At 51.8% G+C, this 16983-nt stretch carries 31 protein-coding genes; 5 read left to right on the forward strand and 26 right to left on the reverse strand.

Annotated features, from left to right (window positions below):
* The first annotated feature begins 116 nt into the window (after positions 1-116).
* The 5 genes from def to mscL all read left to right on the forward strand — a co-directional run bounded on the left by def (position 117) and on the right by mscL (position 4880).
* On the forward strand, positions 117-626 hold the full coding sequence (def, locus tag SPE70_RS23825) for a peptide deformylase (RefSeq protein WP_008807058.1): 510 nt from the start codon (positions 117-119) through the stop codon (positions 624-626).
* A 14-nt stretch (positions 627-640) separates the two neighbouring features.
* On the forward strand, positions 641-1588 hold the full coding sequence (gene fmt / locus SPE70_RS23830; RefSeq protein WP_008807057.1) for a methionyl-tRNA formyltransferase: 948 nt from the start codon (positions 641-643) through the stop codon (positions 1586-1588).
* 52 nt (positions 1589-1640) lie between these two features.
* On the forward strand, positions 1641-2936 hold the full coding sequence (rsmB, locus tag SPE70_RS23835; protein WP_008807056.1) for a 16S rRNA (cytosine(967)-C(5))-methyltransferase RsmB: 1296 nt from the start codon (positions 1641-1643) through the stop codon (positions 2934-2936).
* Positions 2937-2949: 13 nt separating this feature from the next.
* Positions 2950-4326, forward strand: a complete 1377-nt coding sequence (gene trkA / locus SPE70_RS23840) for a Trk system potassium transporter TrkA (RefSeq protein ID WP_008807055.1) — start codon at positions 2950-2952, stop codon at positions 4324-4326.
* Between the two features lie 140 nt (positions 4327-4466).
* Positions 4467-4880: a large-conductance mechanosensitive channel protein MscL gene (mscL, locus tag SPE70_RS23845; protein ID WP_004145325.1), complete on the forward strand. Its 414-nt coding sequence runs from the start codon at positions 4467-4469 to the stop codon at positions 4878-4880.
* On the opposite strand, the gene SPE70_RS23850 is transcribed toward mscL, so the two are convergent.
* From SPE70_RS23850 to rpsS, 26 genes are all read right to left on the reverse strand, one after another.
* A complete protein-coding gene (locus SPE70_RS23850) occupies positions 4816-5094 on the reverse strand; it encodes an alternative ribosome-rescue factor A (protein ID WP_008807054.1) in 279 nt (92 codons plus the stop codon). The two genes, mscL and SPE70_RS23850, sit on opposite strands and share 65 nt — an antisense overlap.
* A 57-nt stretch (positions 5095-5151) precedes the next feature.
* A complete protein-coding gene (zntR, locus tag SPE70_RS23855; protein WP_008807053.1) occupies positions 5152-5577 on the reverse strand; it encodes a Zn(2+)-responsive transcriptional regulator in 426 nt (141 codons plus the stop codon).
* 2 nt (positions 5578-5579) lie between these two features.
* Positions 5580-5948 carry a DnaJ family domain-containing protein gene (locus tag SPE70_RS23860; protein ID WP_008807052.1) on the reverse strand — a complete coding sequence of 123 codons (369 nt, stop codon included), beginning with the start codon at positions 5946-5948 and terminating at the stop codon, positions 5580-5582.
* Between the two features lie 108 nt (positions 5949-6056).
* Positions 6057-6443 (reverse strand): 50S ribosomal protein L17, encoded by a 387-nt coding sequence (gene rplQ / locus SPE70_RS23865; protein ID WP_002919206.1) that lies wholly within the window; start codon positions 6441-6443, stop codon positions 6057-6059.
* 40 nt (positions 6444-6483) lie between these two features.
* The gene (locus SPE70_RS23870) at positions 6484-7473 is read right to left on the reverse strand and encodes a DNA-directed RNA polymerase subunit alpha (protein ID WP_002919219.1); all 990 of its coding nucleotides are present in this window, start codon (positions 7471-7473) and stop codon (positions 6484-6486) included.
* A 25-nt stretch (positions 7474-7498) separates the two neighbouring features.
* Positions 7499-8119 (reverse strand): 30S ribosomal protein S4, encoded by a 621-nt coding sequence (gene rpsD / locus SPE70_RS23875; RefSeq protein WP_002919224.1) that lies wholly within the window; start codon positions 8117-8119, stop codon positions 7499-7501.
* A gap of 33 nt (positions 8120-8152) precedes the next feature.
* Positions 8153-8542 carry a 30S ribosomal protein S11 gene (gene rpsK / locus SPE70_RS23880; RefSeq protein WP_004388621.1) on the reverse strand — a complete coding sequence of 130 codons (390 nt, stop codon included), beginning with the start codon at positions 8540-8542 and terminating at the stop codon, positions 8153-8155.
* Positions 8543-8558: 16 nt separating this feature from the next.
* Positions 8559-8915, reverse strand: a complete 357-nt coding sequence (gene rpsM, locus SPE70_RS23885; RefSeq protein ID WP_002919259.1) for a 30S ribosomal protein S13 — start codon at positions 8913-8915, stop codon at positions 8559-8561.
* Positions 8916-9061: 146 nt separating this feature from the next.
* Positions 9062-9178: a 50S ribosomal protein L36 gene (gene rpmJ / locus SPE70_RS23890; protein WP_000868187.1), complete on the reverse strand. Its 117-nt coding sequence runs from the start codon at positions 9176-9178 to the stop codon at positions 9062-9064.
* Positions 9179-9211: 33 nt separating this feature from the next.
* A complete protein-coding gene (secY, locus tag SPE70_RS23895) occupies positions 9212-10543 on the reverse strand; it encodes a preprotein translocase subunit SecY (RefSeq protein WP_008807050.1) in 1332 nt (443 codons plus the stop codon).
* Between the two features lie 7 nt (positions 10544-10550).
* Positions 10551-10985: a 50S ribosomal protein L15 gene (gene rplO / locus SPE70_RS23900; protein ID WP_002919516.1), complete on the reverse strand. Its 435-nt coding sequence runs from the start codon at positions 10983-10985 to the stop codon at positions 10551-10553.
* Between the two features lie 3 nt (positions 10986-10988).
* Entirely contained in the window at positions 10989-11168 is a 180-nt protein-coding gene (gene rpmD, locus SPE70_RS23905; RefSeq protein ID WP_001140434.1) for a 50S ribosomal protein L30, read from the reverse strand.
* 3 nt (positions 11169-11171) lie between these two features.
* Positions 11172-11675, reverse strand: coding sequence for a 30S ribosomal protein S5 (gene rpsE, locus SPE70_RS23910; protein ID WP_000940121.1), 504 nt, complete (start codon positions 11673-11675; stop codon positions 11172-11174).
* 14 nt (positions 11676-11689) lie between these two features.
* Entirely contained in the window at positions 11690-12043 is a 354-nt protein-coding gene (gene rplR / locus SPE70_RS23915) for a 50S ribosomal protein L18 (RefSeq protein WP_006817270.1), read from the reverse strand.
* Between the two features lie 9 nt (positions 12044-12052).
* Entirely contained in the window at positions 12053-12586 is a 534-nt protein-coding gene (gene rplF, locus SPE70_RS23920; protein ID WP_008807049.1) for a 50S ribosomal protein L6, read from the reverse strand.
* A 12-nt stretch (positions 12587-12598) separates the two neighbouring features.
* Positions 12599-12991, reverse strand: coding sequence for a 30S ribosomal protein S8 (gene rpsH, locus SPE70_RS23925; RefSeq protein ID WP_008807048.1), 393 nt, complete (start codon positions 12989-12991; stop codon positions 12599-12601).
* Between the two features lie 33 nt (positions 12992-13024).
* Positions 13025-13330: a 30S ribosomal protein S14 gene (rpsN, locus tag SPE70_RS23930; protein WP_002919667.1), complete on the reverse strand. Its 306-nt coding sequence runs from the start codon at positions 13328-13330 to the stop codon at positions 13025-13027.
* 14 nt (positions 13331-13344) lie between these two features.
* On the reverse strand, positions 13345-13884 hold the full coding sequence (rplE, locus tag SPE70_RS23935; protein WP_003031123.1) for a 50S ribosomal protein L5: 540 nt from the start codon (positions 13882-13884) through the stop codon (positions 13345-13347).
* A gap of 14 nt (positions 13885-13898) precedes the next feature.
* A complete protein-coding gene (gene rplX / locus SPE70_RS23940) occupies positions 13899-14213 on the reverse strand; it encodes a 50S ribosomal protein L24 (protein ID WP_003031122.1) in 315 nt (104 codons plus the stop codon).
* A 10-nt stretch (positions 14214-14223) separates the two neighbouring features.
* The gene (gene rplN, locus SPE70_RS23945; protein WP_002919748.1) at positions 14224-14595 is read right to left on the reverse strand and encodes a 50S ribosomal protein L14; all 372 of its coding nucleotides are present in this window, start codon (positions 14593-14595) and stop codon (positions 14224-14226) included.
* A gap of 165 nt (positions 14596-14760) precedes the next feature.
* A complete protein-coding gene (gene rpsQ, locus SPE70_RS23950) occupies positions 14761-15015 on the reverse strand; it encodes a 30S ribosomal protein S17 (protein WP_004106347.1) in 255 nt (84 codons plus the stop codon).
* The gene (gene rpmC / locus SPE70_RS23955; protein ID WP_002919754.1) at positions 15015-15206 is read right to left on the reverse strand and encodes a 50S ribosomal protein L29; all 192 of its coding nucleotides are present in this window, start codon (positions 15204-15206) and stop codon (positions 15015-15017) included. Before rpmC ends, rpsQ begins: the two co-directional genes overlap by 1 nt.
* Positions 15206-15616, reverse strand: coding sequence for a 50S ribosomal protein L16 (gene rplP / locus SPE70_RS23960; protein WP_002919759.1), 411 nt, complete (start codon positions 15614-15616; stop codon positions 15206-15208). The genes rpmC and rplP overlap by 1 nt, the downstream gene beginning before the upstream one ends.
* Positions 15617-15628: 12 nt before the next feature.
* Positions 15629-16327, reverse strand: coding sequence for a 30S ribosomal protein S3 (gene rpsC / locus SPE70_RS23965; RefSeq protein WP_002919766.1), 699 nt, complete (start codon positions 16325-16327; stop codon positions 15629-15631).
* A 17-nt stretch (positions 16328-16344) separates the two neighbouring features.
* Complete coding sequence (gene rplV / locus SPE70_RS23970; RefSeq protein WP_002919773.1) at positions 16345-16677, reverse strand: 50S ribosomal protein L22; 333 nt, start codon at positions 16675-16677, stop codon at positions 16345-16347.
* A gap of 14 nt (positions 16678-16691) precedes the next feature.
* Positions 16692-16970, reverse strand: coding sequence for a 30S ribosomal protein S19 (rpsS, locus tag SPE70_RS23975; RefSeq protein WP_001138115.1), 279 nt, complete (start codon positions 16968-16970; stop codon positions 16692-16694).
* Positions 16971-16983: the final 13 nt, after the last annotated feature.

Consider the following 16983-nt stretch of genomic DNA (forward strand, 5'->3'; position numbering starts at 1 on the left):
CCATAAGCGGCATTGACAATCTTTGCGATTGGACAGTGAGACTGTCAATTGCAGGGGGTTTTGTCTAGAATAGAGCTAATAATCTTATCAACTCCTGAATACGACTCTGGAACTTTATGGCAGTTTTGCAAGTGTTACATATTCCGGACGAGCGCCTTCGCAAAGTCGCCGAGCCGGTCAAAGAAGTGAATGCGGAAATTCAGCGTATCGTCGATGATATGTTCGACACCATGTACGCCGAGGAAGGCATCGGTCTGGCCGCAACCCAGGTCGATATCCATCAGCGCATCATCGTGATCGATGTGTCGGAAAATCGTGAAGAGCGGCTGGTGTTAATCAACCCGGAGCTGCTGGAAAAAGACGGCGAAACCGGTATTGAAGAAGGCTGCTTGTCCATTCCGGAACAGCGTGCTCTGGTACCCCGTGCGGAAAAAGTGAAGATCCGTGCGCTGGATCGCGACGGTAAGCCGTTTGAGCTGGAGGCCGATGGCCTGCTGGCGATCTGTATCCAGCATGAAATGGATCACCTGGTTGGCAAACTGTTTATTGACTATCTGTCACCGCTCAAACAACAGCGCATTCGTCAGAAGGTTGAGAAACTGGATCGTTTACGTTCCCGTGCCTGATAACAAGGAATACCGTGTCACATTCACTACGTATCATTTTCGCCGGCACCCCCGATTTTGCAGCGCGTCATCTTGACGCGTTGTTGTCGTCTGAACATCAGATCGTTGGCGTGTTTACTCAGCCAGACCGTCCCGCGGGACGCGGCAAAAAATTGATGCCGAGCCCGGTAAAAGTGCTGGCTGAAGCCCATGACGTCCCCGTATTCCAGCCATCGTCTCTTCGTCCGCAGGAGAACCAACAGCTCGTCGCCGATTTAGGCGCCGATATCATGGTGGTGGTGGCGTATGGTCTGATCCTGCCAAAAGCGGTGCTTGAGATGCCGCGTCTGGGCTGCATCAACGTTCATGGCTCCCTGCTGCCGCGCTGGCGTGGCGCCGCGCCGATCCAGCGTTCGCTGTGGGCGGGCGATAGCGAAACCGGCGTGACCATCATGCAGATGGACGTCGGCCTTGATACGGGTGACATGCTGTATAAGCTTTCCTGCCCCATTACCGCTGAGGATACCAGCGGCAGCCTGTACGATAAGCTGGCCGGCCTCGGCCCACAGGGACTGCTGACAACCTTAGCGCAACTGGCAAACGGAACGGCACAGCCTGAAGTCCAGGACGAGTCACTCGTCAGTTATGCCGAGAAGCTGAGTAAAGAAGAGGCCCGCATCGACTGGTCGCTTTCCGCTGCACAGCTGGAACGTTGCATCCGGGCGTTTAATCCTTGGCCAATGAGCTGGCTGGAGATTGACGGGCAGCCAGTCAAAGTCTGGCGGGCATCGGTTATTGCCGAAGCCACGCACGCCGAGCCGGGAACAATAGTGGCAGCAACCAAACAGGGTATTCAGGTCGCCACGGGTGATGGGATCCTCAGTCTGGAATCACTACAGCCAGCGGGTAAAAAAGCGATGAGCTCGCAGGACTTACTCAATTCCCGCCGGGAGTGGTTCATCCCTGGTACCCGTCTCGCCTGACGGTTGTCTCTTTAAAAGCCCGGGTTAGCCGGGCATTTTTATTTTTGCGCTTATGAAAAACAAAATAAACTTACGCAGTCTGGCCGCCCAGGCTATCGAGCAAGTGGTAGAACAAGGTCAGTCTTTGAGCAACGTTCTGCCCCCTCTGCAGCAGAAAGTCAGCGATAAAGACAAAGCGCTGTTGCAGGAGCTGTGCTTTGGCGTATTGCGTACGCTCAGTCAGCTTGAGTGGCTTATCAACAAGCTGATGGCGCGTCCGATGACCGGCAAACAGCGCACCGTGCATTTTCTGATCATGGTTGGGCTTTATCAGTTGCTCTATACCCGTATTCCTCCGCATGCCGCACTGGCGGAAACGGTAGAAGGCGCGGTGGCCATTAAACGCCCGCAGCTTAAAGGGCTGATCAACGGCGTGCTACGCCAGTTCCAGCGCCAGCAGGAAGCGTTATTAGTCGAATTTGCTGAGCATGAAAACCGCTATCTTCATCCCAAATGGCTGCTGAAACGCCTGCAGCAGGCCTGGCCGCAGCAGTGGCAGGAGATCGTCGATGCGAACAACCAGCGCCCGCCGATGTGGCTGCGCGTTAATCGCAACCATCATTCCCGGGATGAATGGCTTGCTCTGCTTAAAGAGGCCGGCTTAGAGGGCTTCACCCACCCTGACTATCCCGACGCCGTGCGTCTGGCCACCCCTGCCCCAGTCCATGCGTTGCCAGGTTTTGCCGAAGGCTGGGTCACCGTCCAGGATGCCTCGGCCCAGGGCTGTATGCGCTACCTGCTGCCGGAAAATGGCGAACGCATTCTCGATCTTTGCGCCGCACCGGGCGGCAAGACGACGCATATTCTGGAGGTTGCCCCGCAGGCTCAGGTCATGGCGGTGGATATTGATGAACAGCGTCTGTCACGCGTCTATGACAACCTGAAACGGCTGGGCATGAAAGCCGAAGTCAAACAGGGCGATGGTCGCTTCCCTGAGCAGTGGTGTGGCAACGAACAGTTCGATCGTATTCTGCTGGATGCCCCCTGCTCCGCCACCGGCGTCATTCGCCGCCATCCGGATATCAAATGGCTGCGCCGGGATCGGGATATCGCCGAGTTAGCCCAGCTGCAGGCCGAGATCCTGAATGCCACCTGGGAGCACCTGAAACCAGGCGGTACGCTGGTTTACGCTACCTGTTCTATTCTGCCGGAAGAGAATAGTCAGCAAATTTCCGCCTTCCTCGCACGAACCCCGGATGCTGAACTTCATGCAACCGGTACGCCGGCGAGCCCCGGGCAGCAAAATCTGCCGGGCCCGGAAGAAGGTGATGGCTTCTTTTACGCTAAGCTAATCAAACGTCGGAATTAATGGGTCACTGCAGATGAAGATTATTATTCTGGGCGCCGGCCAGGTCGGCGGCACGCTGGCGGAAAACCTTGTCGGCGAGAACAATGATATTACGCTGGTTGATACCAATGGTGACCGTTTGCGCAGCCTGCAGGATAAGTTCGACCTGCGTGTCGTCCAGGGACATGGCTCTCACCCTCGCGTACTGCGCGAGGCGGGAGCCGATGATGCCGATATGCTGGTAGCGGTCACCAGTTCGGATGAAACCAATATGGTGGCCTGTCAAGTCGCCTACTCATTATTCAATACCCCAAACCGTATTGCGCGTATTCGTGCGCCTGATTACGTTCGTGATGCGGATAAGCTCTTCAATTCTGAAGCGGTGCCCATCGATCACTTAATCGCCCCGGAACAGCTGGTCATCGACAATATTCACCGGCTGATCGAATATCCTGGCGCGCTTCAGGTCGTGAACTTCGCCGAAGGGAAAGTCAGCCTCGCCGTAGTAAAAGCCTATTACGGTGGTCCGCTGGTAGGGAATGCGTTGTCCACCATGCGGGAGCATATGCCGCATATCGATACGCGTGTGGCCGCTATTTTCCGCCACGATCGTCCTATTCGCCCACAGGGTTCGACGATTGTGGAAGCCGGCGATGAAGTATTCTTTATTGCCGCCTCGCAGCATATTCGCGCGGTCATGAGCGAACTGCAGCGACTGGAAAAGCCGTATAAGCGTATTATGCTGGTCGGCGGGGGCAATATTGGCGCGGGTCTGGCCCATAAGCTGGAAAAAGATTACAGCGTCAAGCTTATCGAACGTAATCAGCAGCGAGCCGCTGAGCTTGCGGAAAAGCTGCAGCATACAATCGTCTTCTACGGTGATGCATCGGACCAGGAGCTGCTGGCTGAAGAGCATATTGATCAGGTGGACCTGTTTATTGCCGTCACTAACGACGATGAAGCAAACATTATGTCGGCGATGCTGGCGAAGCGAATGGGCGCGAAAAAAGTGATGGTGCTGATCCAGCGCAGAGCCTACGTGGATCTGGTCCAGGGCAGTGTCATTGATATCGCGATATCACCTCAACAGGCCACAATTTCCGCACTCCTCAGCCATGTTCGTAAAGCCGATATTGTCGGCGTCTCCTCCCTTCGCCGCGGTGTTGCCGAAGCGATTGAGGCCGTGGCGCACGGTGATGAGAGCACCTCCCGGGTGGTCGGGCGTTCGATCGATGAGATCAAGCTGCCGCCAGGTACGATCATCGGCGCCGTTGTGCGGGGCAACGACGTAATGATCGCGAATAATAATCTGCGGATCGAGCAGGGCGATCATGTGATCATGTTTTTGACCGATAAGAAGTTTATTTCCGATGTAGAAAGGCTGTTCCAGCCAAGTCCTTTCTTCCTGTAATTCCCAGGGCGCCGAACAGGCGCCTTTTTATTATCCCTTATTATTCAAAGGTTAATATTTTGCGGTAACTATCTACTGGGAATGGCAAATGAAAATACATTTGTTAAACTTACAACGTCAGCTGGCACAAGGAGAATAAAATGAGTTTTTTAAAAGAGTTTCGCGAATTCGCGATGCGCGGGAACGTTGTCGATTTGGCAGTGGGTGTGATCATCGGTGCAGCATTCGGTAAAATTGTTTCATCGCTGGTCGCAGATATTATTATGCCACCACTCGGCCTGTTGATTGGCGGGATCGATTTTAAACAGTTTGCCGTCACGCTACGTGATGCCCAGGGCGATGTCCCGGCTGTCGTGATGCATTATGGGGTATTCATTCAGAACGTTTTCGATTTCATCATCGTCGCGTTTGCCATCTTCATGGCGATTAAACTGATGAATAAGTTAAATCGTAAGAAAGAAGAGGCTCCGGCGGCGCCGCCAGCTCCTTCTAAAGAAGAAGTCCTGCTGAGCGAAATTCGCGATCTGCTGAAAGAGCAAAACAACCGTTCTTAATCAGCACCGAAAGCAGAAGGCCAGTGGTAAAAAAGCGATTCGCTTGCTTGCCACTGGCCTCCCGGTCAATCCTTCCTGCATGTTTATCTTTACGTTGATAGCTTCCTTTCCCTTTCTTGTTTTTCTCTACACGCTGCCTGAATAACGGATCGTGGAGAAGTGCCTCAATGGCGTTATCTTTAATTTGCCCTTTAGTATGCTGATAGCGACTCATATAAACTCCAGTGCATGTGTGAATTCCGCGCGAGTGTAGATCCGCGCGATGAAAAAATCAACGTCCCGTACCGCCATTGCTGGCGCCTTGTTCAAGGGCCTCAAGAATCGAACAATAAACACTACTGTGCGCAGTCCCACAGCAGGCATCATTAAGCCGCTGCAAAGAGCGACGCATCGTCTGTAACTCTTTGATCCGCGCCTCGACTTCGCTTAATCGCGCCTGAACGATCCCTTTCGATTCCTGGCAGGTATGGTGCTCCGGATCGATACGGATCGACAATAATTCGCGGATCGCTTCCAGAGTGAAGCCCAGCTGACGGGCATAGCGAATAAAGCGTAGCCGCTGAAGATCGTTATCCGAGTAAAGACGAAATCCCCCCTCGGTGCGCACGTCATGATCCATCATTTGCTGTTTCTCATAATAACGGATGGTATCTGGCGTGACGTCAGCCAGCTTAGCCAGCTCACCAATACGATACATATTTACTCCTGATTCATTCTTTGTAGCAAAGCCTCGGCATACTCACCGCGTAAAAAGTCGGTACTCAGGCCAGCCTGACGAAGCTTCAGTTCGAGCAAGGCAAGCCGTTTGCTCAGTTCAGCATGACGCGGATCGTCCTGGCGGACGCCCTTCAGTAAATCAGCCAGTGCCACCGCTTCTCTTCGCTGCTCCAGCTCCGGGGGAAGGCATCCAGCATTCTTCAGAAGGCGATAACCTGCCCGCAGCTCCGCCGGCACATGCGAATCGTCATCGAGAGTCAGCGGCTCGCCGCTGCCGGGTAAGTTATCGAACTCACCTTTAGTTTGGGCATCGAGGATATGGCGTTCCGCCCACTGATCCAGTAACCACATTCTACGGCTCCGGGGGATGAACAAAAAGAGTACAGATAGTGTAGTGAAGTGGGGATGCGGTAGATATAAAAAAACCCGCCGGGGCGGGTTTTTTTACGTTACTACAGATTACTCTGCAGCAGCTTCTGCTTTCGGCTCAGCACGATCAACCAGCTCGATGTATGCCATCGGCGCGTTGTCGCCTGCACGGAAGCCACACTTCAGAATGCGAGTGTAACCACCGGCGCGGCTCGCGAAACGCGGGCCCAGCTCGTTAAACAGTTTTGCCACGATCTCGTTATCACGAGTGCGGGCGAATGCCAGACGACGATTAGCAACGCTATCAGTCTTGGCAAGAGTAATCAGCGGCTCAACTACGCGACGCAGTTCTTTCGCTTTCGGCAGGGTCGTCTTGATGATTTCATGACGAACCAGCGAACCTGCCATGTTACGGAACATAGCCTGGCGATGGCTGCTGTTGCGGTTCAGTTGACGACCACTCTTACGATGGCGCATGACCTTATCCTTCTCAGTAAAACCTTAACCTGTGATCCGGTTACTCGTCAGCAATGCTTGCTGGTGGCCAGTTTTCCAGGCGCATGCCCAGAGACAGTCCACGGGAAGCCAGCACGTCTTTAATCTCAGTAAGAGATTTTTTACCCAGGTTCGGCGTTTTCAGCAACTCAACCTCGGTACGCTGTACCAGATCACCGATATAGTGGATAGCTTCTGCCTTGAGGCAGTTAGCAGAGCGGACAGTCAATTCCAGATCGTCAACAGGGCGCAGCAGGATCGGATCGAACTCTGGTTTCTCTTCTTTCACTTCTGGCTGACGTACATCACGTAAGTCAACAAAAGCTTCCAGTTGTTCAGCCAGAATGGTTGCCGCACGACGAATCGCCTCTTCAGGATCGATTGTGCCGTTGGTTTCCATTTCGATGACCAGCTTGTCCAGGTCGGTACGCTGTTCTACACGCGCAGCTTCAACATTGTAGGCAATACGCTCTACAGGGCTGTAGCAGGCGTCGACCAGCAGACGGCCGATTGGGCGCTCATCTTCTTCCGAATGAATTCGGGCAGAAGCCGGCACATAACCGCGACCGCGCTGAACTTTGATACGCATGCTAATAGCAGCGTTCTCATCAGTCAGGTGGCAAATCACGTGCTGCGGCTTGACGATTTCGACATCACCGTCGTGGGTAATGTCGGCTGCAGTCACAGGGCCAATGCCAGATTTATTCAAAGTAAGGATGACTTCATCTTTACCCTGAACTCTCACCGCCAGCCCTTTCAGGTTGAGCAGGATTTCAAGGATGTCTTCCTGAACGCCTTCTTTGGTGCTGTACTCGTGCAGTACACCATCAATCTCAACCTCGGTCACCGCGCAACCCGGCATCGATGAGAGCAGAATACGGCGCAGTGCGTTACCCAGAGTATGGCCGAAGCCACGCTCTAAAGGCTCAAGGGTCACCTTGGCGTGCGTCGAACTCACTTGCTCGATATCGACCAGGCGCGGTTTTAGAAACTCTGTCACAGAACCCTGCATTGTGTCCTCTCTTTGGTACTAAGCTTTACTTGGAGTAAAGCTCGACGATCAGGTGTTCGTTAATGTCCGCAGACAGATCAGAACGCTCCGGCTGACGCTTGAACGTACCTTCCATCTTGCCAGCATCAACTTCCAGCCAGGTTGGCTTTTCACGCTGCTCAGCCAGCTCCAGAGCGGCTTTCACGCGAGATTGCTTTTTCGCTTTCTCACGAATGCTGACAACGTCATTCGCTTTAACCTGATAAGAAGCGATGTTAACAACACGACCGTTTACCATAATCGCTTTGTGGCTAACCAGCTGGCGTGCTTCAGCACGAGTGGCGCCGAAGCCCATACGGTATACAACGTTGTCCAGACGACCTTCCAGCAGAGCCAACAGGTTTTCACCGGTGTTGCCTTTCAGACGTGCTGCTTCTTTATAGTAGTTACGGAACTGACGCTCCAGCACACCGTACATACGGCGAACTTTTTGCTTTTCACGCAACTGCACACCATAGTCAGACAGACGCGGTTTACGCGCACCGTGCTGGCCAGGAGCTTGTTCAATTTTACACTTGGTATCGATCGCGCGAACGCCAGACTTAAGGAATAAGTCGGTGCCCTCACGACGGCTCAGCTTGAGCTTAGGACCCAAATATCTTGCCATTTTCTTTCTCCAACTAACCTGGAAAACGTAGCGTTATACGCGACGTTTTTTCGGCGGACGACAACCGTTATGAGGGATCGGAGTCACATCAGTAATATTAGTGATGCGGAAACCAGCGGCGTTCAGTGCACGAATGGTAGATTCGCGACCCGGACCCGGACCTTTGACCATAACTTCCAGATTCTTGATGCCGTATTCTTTTACGGCTTCTGCGCAACGCTCTGCTGCAACCTGAGCTGCAAACGGAGTGGATTTGCGAGAACCACGGAAACCGGAACCACCGGCTGTTGCCCAACCCAGTGCGTTACCCTGACGATCAGTGATAGTAACGATGGTGTTGTTAAAAGAAGCATGGATATGAGCCACGCCATCAGAGACTTGTTTTCTTACACGCTTACGTGCACGAACTGGTGCCTTTGCCATTATTCAATCACCCCGATTATTTCTTGATCGGTTTACGCGGACCCTTACGGGTACGTGCGTTGGTCTTGGTACGCTGACCGCGAACCGGAAGACCACGACGATGGCGTAAACCACGGTAGCAACCAAGGTCCATCAGACGCTTGATGCTCAGGGTGATTTCACGGCGCAGATCACCTTCAACGACAAATTTACCTACTGCTTCACGCAGAATATCAATTTGTTCTTCAGACAGCTCACTGATCTTAACATTTTCAGCGATGCCCGTTTCAGCGCAGATAGCTTTAGAACGGGTTTTGCCGATACCGAAAATAGCGGTTAAAGCGATTACGGTATGTTTGTGATCAGGAATGTTAATGCCTGCTATACGGGCCACTATGCACTCCTACTATTTAATATGTACGTACCATGCTGAAAAGCCCGTTTTCAGGATACTCAAATGGAAACGTACAGACATACAAAAGATTGGCTGGCTAATCTAGCCAGCTCAATCCAACTTTGCAAGAAAAATATGCGAATAAATCAGCCTTGGCGCTGTTTATGCTTCGGCTCGGCACTGCAAATCACACGGATGACGCCATCACGCTTAACGATTTTGCAGTTACGGCATAATTTCTTGACGGAAGCACGAACTTTCATTTTTACTCTCCGTAACTTCTCGGGCGACCAGTTTTAACGGCCGTAGCCTTTCAGGTTCGCCTTCTTCAATGCAGACTCATACTGACTGGACATCATCAGAGTTTGCACTTGAGCCATAAAGTCCATAATCACGACAACAACGATAAGCAGCGATGTCCCACCGAAGTAGAACGGCACTTTCATCGCGTCACGCATGAACTCCGGGATCAGGCAGATAAAAGTAATATACAACGCACCAACCAGAGTCAGGCGAGTCATCACTTTATCGATATACTTCGCCGTTTGCTCTCCCGGACGAATTCCTGGTACAAATGCACCGGACTTCTTCAGGTTATCTGCTGTTTCACGCGGGTTGAAAACCAACGCCGTGTAGAAGAAACAGAAGAAGATGATTGCAGACGCATAGAGTAACACATAAAGCGGTTGCCCAGGCTGCAAATACAGCGAAATTGTTGTCAGCCAGTTCCAACCAGTACCACCCCCGAACCATGACGTGATGGTTGCCGGGAACAGTATAATACTGGAAGCGAAGATTGCCGGGATTACCCCCGCCATATTCACTTTCAGCGGTAAATGTGTGCTCTGTGCAGCATAGACACGACGACCCTGCTGCCGTTTCGCGTAGTTTACCACAATGCGGCGTTGACCACGTTCAACGAATACAACAAAGAAGGTCACTGCAAATACTAATACTGCAACCAACAGCAACAGGAGGAAGTGCAGGTCGCCTTGACGCGCTTGCTCGATAGTATGGGCGATGGCCGGCGGGAGTCCCGCAACGATCCCGGCGAAGATCAGGATCGAGATACCGTTACCGATACCGCGTTCAGTGATCTGTTCGCCGAGCCACATCAGGAACATAGTCCCTGTGACCAGACTTACAACAGCGGTGAAATAGAACGCAAAGCCTGGATTAATCACCAGGCCCTGCATACCAGGCATATTCGGCAGACCGGTAGCAATACCGATCGACTGGAATATCGCCAGCACCAGAGTACCGTAGCGGGTGTACTGGCTGATCTTACGACGACCAGACTCCCCTTCTTTCTTCAGCTCTGCCAGCGGTTGGTAAACCACCGTCAGCAGCTGCACGATGATAGATGCCGAGATATACGGCATAATCCCCAGTGCAAAGATAGAAGCACGGCTGAGAGCACCACCAGAGAACATGTTGAACATTTCAATGATGGTGCCTCGCTGTTGCTCAAGCAGTTTGGCAAGTACAGCGGCATCAATACCAGGGATCGGAATAAAAGAGCCAATACGGAACACTATCAGCGCACCGACCACAAACAGAAGTCTGCGTTTCAGTTCGCCAAGGCCACCTTTGGCACTTTGAAAATCTAATCCCGGTTGTTTAGCCATCTGCTACTTATTCCTCAATTTTACCGCCAGCAGCTTCGATAGCAGCACGAGCACCTTTAGTCACACGCAGGCCACGAACAGTTACCGGACGAGTTACCTCACCAGACAGGATCACTTTCGCGAACTCGATCTGGACACCGATAATGTTTGCCGCTTTCAGCGCGTTCAGGTCTACTACATCGCCTTCTACGTGAGCCAGATCGGAGAGACGGATCTCTGCGGTGATCATCGCTTTACGAGAAGTGAAGCCGAATTTCGGCAGACGACGGTACAGAGGCATCTGACCACCCTCGAAACCGCGACGTACGCCACCGCCAGAACGAGACTTCTGACCTTTGTGACCACGACCACCGGTTTTACCGAGGCCAGAACCGATACCACGACCCAGGCGTTTACCCGCCTTTTTGGAGCCTTCGGCCGGAGACAGAGTATTTAAACGCATCTCTTACTCCTCAACTTTAACCATGAAGGAAACCGCGTTGACCATACCACGAACAGCAGGAGTATCCTCGCGCTCTACGGTGTGACCAATACGACGCAGACCCAGGCCAAGCAGTGTTGCCTTGTGTTTCGGCAGACGACCGATTGCACTGCGGGTTTGAGTAATTTTAATAGTCTTTGCCATGGTTTATTTCCCCAGAATTTCTTCAACGGATTTACCACGCTTGGCAGCGACCATTTCTGGAGAATTCATATTTTCCAGGCCATCAATAGTTGCACGAACCACGTTGATCGGGTTGGTGGAACCGTATGCTTTAGCCAGAACGTTATGAACCCCAGCAACTTCCAGAACGGCGCGCATTGCACCACCGGCGATGATACCGGTACCTTCGGAAGCTGGCTGCATGAATACACGAGAACCCGTGTGAACACCTTTAACCGGGTGTTGCAGGGTGCCGTTGTTCAGCGCGACGTTAATCATGTTGCGACGGGCTTTTTCCATCGCTTTCTGGATCGCTGCTGGAACTTCACGCGCTTTACCGTAACCAAAACCAACGCGACCGTTACCATCACCAACTACAGTCAGAGCTGTGAAGGAGAAAATACGACCACCTTTAACGGTTTTAGATACGCGGTTTACCGCGATCAGCTTTTCCTGCAGTTCGCCAGCTTGTTTTTCGATGTGAGCCATCTTACACCTCTACCTTAGAACTGAAGGCCAGCTTCACGGGCAGCATCTGCCAGTGCCTGGACACGACCATGATATTGGAACCCGGAACGGTCAAAGGAAACATCTTTGATGCCTTTTTCCAGAGCGCGTTCAGCAACAGCTTTACCCACAGCTGCAGCCGCGTCTTTGTTACCGGTGTACTTCAGTTGTTCAGAGATAGCTTTTTCTACAGTAGAAGCAGCTACCAGAACTTCAGAACCATTCGGAGCAATTACCTGTGCGTAAATATGACGCGGGGTACGATGTACCACCAGGCGAGTTGCACCCAGCTCCTGGAGCTTGCGGCGTGCGCGGGTCGCACGACGGATACGAGCAGATTTCTTATCCATAGTGTTACCTTACTTCTTCTTAGCCTCTTTGGTACGCACGACTTCGTCGGCGTAACGAACACCCTTGCCTTTATAAGGCTCAGGACGACGGTAGGCGCGCAGATCTGCTGCAACCTGGCCGATCACCTGCTTATCAGCGCCTTTCAGCACGATTTCAGTTTGAGTCGGACATTCTGCAGTGATACCGGCCGGCAGCTTATGTTCAACAGGATGAGAGAAACCTAAAGCCAGGTTTACTACATCCCCTTTAACCGCTGCACGATAGCCTACACCAACCAGCTGAAGCTTTTTAGTGAAGCCTTCGGTAACACCGATAACCATTGAGTTCAGCAGGGCACGCGCGGTACCAGCCTGAGCCCATCCGTCTACGTAACCATCACGCGGACCGAAGGTCAGAGCATTATCTGCATGTTTAACTTCAACAGCATCGTTGAGAGTACGAGTCAGCTCGCCATTTTTACCTTTGATCGTAATAACCTGACCGTTGACTTTAACATCAACGCCGGCAGGAACAACGACCGGTGCTTTAGCAACACGAGACATTTTTTCCTCCGATTAGGCTACGTAGCAGATAATTTCGCCACCAAGACCAGCCTGGCGCGCTGCACGATCAGTCATAACACCTTTAGAGGTAGAAACAACTGCGATACCCAGACCCGCCATAACTTTCGGCAGCTCATCTTTACGTTTGTAGATGCGCAGACCTGGGCGGCTGACACGCTGAATGCTTTCTACAACAGCTTTACCCTGGAAATACTTAAGAGTCAGTTCCAGTTCCGGCTTGATGTCGCCTTCAACTTTAAAATCTTCAATAAAGCCTTCTTCCTTCAGCACGTTGGCAATTGCCACTTTCAGCTTGGAGGAAGGCATGGTGACCGCAGCTTTATTCGCGGCCTGACCGTTACGGATACGGGTCAGCATATCCGCGATCGGATCTTGCATGCTCATCTGTCTTTACTCCCGTGATTCAATTGGTGACAATTACCAGCTAGCCTTTTTCAGACCCGGGATTTCACCGCGCATAGCGGCTTCACGGACCTTAATACGGCTCAACCCGAACTTCCGCAGGAAACCATGCGGACGACCTGTTTGACGGCAGCGATTACGCTGACGAGACGGGCTGGAATCACGCGGCAGAGTCTGCAGCTTGAGAACAGCGTTCCAACGATCTTCGTCGGTTGCGTTCACATCAGAGATGATAGCTTTCAGTTCAGCGCGTTTAGCGAAGAATTTATCAGCTAAAGCCACGCGCTTTACTTCGCGTGCTTTCATTGATTGCTTAGCCATTAAGTAACCCTACCTTACTTGCGGAACGGGAAGTCAAAGGCAGCCAGCAGAGCGCGGCCTTCTTCATCAGATTTCGCAGTAGTGGTAATGGTAATATCCAAACCACGAACGCGGTCGACTTTATCGTAGTCGATTTCTGGGAAGATGATCTGCTCACGGACACCCATGCTGTAGTTACCACGGCCGTCGAAAGACTTAGCGGACAAGCCACGGAAGTCACGGATACGCGGTACAGCAATAGTGATCAGGCGCTCAAAGAACTCCCACATGCGCTCGCCGCGCAGAGTTACTTTACAGCCGATCGGATAGCCCTGACGGATTTTGAAGCCTGCAACTGATTTGCGTGCTTTGGTGATCAGCGGTTTTTGACCGGAGATTGCTGTCAGGTCAGCTGCTGCGTTATCCAGCAGTTTCTTGTCAGCGATCGCTTCACCAACACCCATGTTCAGGGTGATCTTCTCGACCCGAGGGACTTGCATGACAGAATTGTAGTTAAACTCAGTCATGAGTTTAGCGACTACTTCGTCTTTGTAGTAATCATGCAGTTTCGCCATCGTACTACTCCAAATTACTTGATAGTTTCGCTGTTAGACTTGAAGAAACGGACTTTTTTGCCGTCTTCGAATCTAAAGCCTACACGGTCAGCCTTGCCGGTTGCCGCGTTGAAGATAGCAAGGTTAGAGATCTGAATAGCTGCTTCTTTCTCTACGATGCCGCCTGGTTGGTTCAGGGCCGGAACCGGCTTCTGATGTTTCTTAACCAGGTTGATACCTTCAACAATGACCTTGCCGGAAGACAGGACATTTTTTACTTTACCGCGTTTACCTTTATCTTTACCGGTTAACACGATAACTTCGTCATCACGACGGATTTTAGCTGCCATGATTCGCTCCTTAGAGTACTTCTGGTGCCAGAGAGATAATTTTCATGAACTTCTCGGTACGAAGTTCACGAGTTACCGGCCCAAAAATACGCGTACCGATAGGCTGCTCGCTGTTATTGTTCAGAATAACGCATGCATTACCATCGAAGCGAATGACAGAACCGTCCGGGCGACGAACACCCTTCTTGGTGCGCACCACTACCGCCTTCAGCACATCACCTTTTTTGACCTTACCACGCGGAATTGCTTCCTTGATGGTGATCTTGATGATGTCGCCTACGCCTGCGTAGCGACGGTGCGAGCCACCCAGAACCTTGATACACATTACGCGACGTGCACCGGAGTTGTCGGCGACGTTCAGCATAGTCTGTTCTTGGATCATTTTAGTGCTCCGCTAATGTCAACTACTACTGAGACCCGAAAATTAGGGTCGTTAAAAAGCCCCATATCGAGGGCGCGGCATTATAACACCACAAACCAGATATGGGTAGAAAAAATAAACGGCTCATCGCTGAGCCGTTTATCCGTATCGAGAATGCGTACTCTATTACAGAACCGCTTTCTCTACAACGCGAACCAGCGTCCAGGACTTAGTCTTGGACAGCGGACGGCATTCGCGGATTTCAACCACGTCACCGATACCGCATTCGTTGTTCTCGTCATGTACGTGCAGTTTGGTCGTACGTTTGATGAATTTGCCGTATACCGGGTGTTTCACCATACGTTCGATAGCAACAACAATGGATTTCTCCATTTTGTCGCTAACTACGCGACCTTGCAGAGTACGGATTTTATCGGTCATTACGCACCCGCCTTCTGAGTCAGTAAAGTCTTAACGCGTGCAACATCACGACGCACTTGCTTCAGCAGATGAGTCTGTTGCAGCTGGCCACTTGCAGCCTGCATACGCAGGTTGAACTGCTCACGCAGCAGGTTCAGCAGCTCAGCGTTCAGCTCTTCAACGCTTTTTTCACGCAGCTCTTTTGCTTTCATTACATCACCGTCTTAGTTACAAAGGTGGTTTTGATCGGCAGTTTCGCTGCTGCCAGGCCGAATGCTTCACGGGCCAGCTCTTCCGGTACACCGTCCATTTCATACAGGACTTTACCCGGCTGAATCAAGGCAACCCAGTACTCCACGTTACCTTTACCTTTACCCATACGAACTTCCAGCGGCTTCTCGGTGATCGGTTTGTCCGGGAATACACGGATCCAGATCTTACCTTGACGCTTAACTGCACGGGTCATAGCACGACGTGCTGCTTCGATCTGACGGGCAGTCAGACGACCACGGCCAACAGCTTTCAGACCGAAAGTGCCGAAGCTAACATCCGTACCCTGCGCCAGACCACGGTTGCGGCCTTTGTGCACTTTACGGAATTTTGTACGCTTTGGTTGTAACATCAGCGACGCTCCTTATTTACGGCCTTTACGCTGCTGCTTTTTAGGTTGAGCAGCCGGTTCCGGTTGTTCAACAGCAGCCATACCACCCAGGATCTCACCTTTGAAGATCCATACCTTAACGCCGATTACACCGTAAGTGGTGTGCGCTTCAGAGGTGTTGTAGTCGATGTCAGCACGCAGAGTGTGCAGCGGTACGCGACCTTCACGGTACCATTCGGTACGTGCGATTTCCGCGCCGCCCAGACGGCCGCTAACTTCAACTTTGATACCTTTAGCGCCCAGACGCATTGCGTTCTGTACAGCACGCTTCATCGCACGACGGAACATAACGCGACGTTCCAGCTGAGAAGTGATGCTGTCAGCAACCAATTTAGCGTCCAGTTCAGGCTTACGAACTTCGGCAATATTGATCTGTGCAGGTACGCCAGCGATATCCGCTACGACCTTGCGCAGTTTTTCTACGTCTTCGCCTTTCTTACCGATAACGATACCCGGGCGAGCAGTGTGAATGGTCACACGGATGCTCTTAGCCGGACGCTCGATAACGATGCGAGATACAGACGCTTTAGCCAGTTCTTTTGTCAGGAACTGACGTACTTTAAAATCGCTGTCCAGGTTGTCAGCGAATTCTTTGGTGTTCGCGAACCAGGTAGAGTTCCATGGTTTGACAATACCCAGGCGAATACCATTAGGATGTACTTTCTGACCCATTGCTAGTCTCCAGAGTCTCAGCGATCGGACACAACCACAGTGATGTGGCTGGTGCGCTTCAGGATGCGATCTGCACGACCTTTAGCACGCGGCATAATGCGCTTCATGCTCGGGCCTTCGTCTACGAAAATTTTCGCAACTTTCAGATCATCAATGTCAGCGCCATCGTTGTGTTCAGCGTTAGCAATGGCAGATTCCAGTACCTTCTTGACCAGTACAGCAGCTTTTTTGTTGGTGTAGGTCAGAATATCCAGGGCCTGCGACACTTTCTTACCGCGAATCAGGTCAGCTACGAGGCGAACCTTCTGAGCAGAAGAACGAGCATGGCGATGTTGAGCTAAAGTTTCCATCTCTTCCTCCTACCTTATTTCTTCTTCGCTTTTTTATCAGCAGCGTGGCCGCGATAAGTACGAGTCGGTGCGAATTCACCCAGTTTGTGACCAACCATTTCGTCGGAAACAAAGACTGGAACGTGCTGACGACCATTATGGACAGCGATGGTCAAACCGATCATGTTAGGAAAGATCGTTGAACGACGGGACCAAGTGCGCAGGGGCTTCTTGTCTCCGCTTTCCACCGCTTTCTCTACCTTCTTCAGCAAGTGCAGGTCAATAAAAGGACCTTTCTTGAGAGAACGTGGCATGGCTTATCCTCTA

The organism is Klebsiella sp. ZJOU C1 (genome assembly GCF_035620215.1).
GTDB classification, from domain to species: domain Bacteria; phylum Pseudomonadota; class Gammaproteobacteria; order Enterobacterales; family Enterobacteriaceae; genus Klebsiella; species Klebsiella variicola.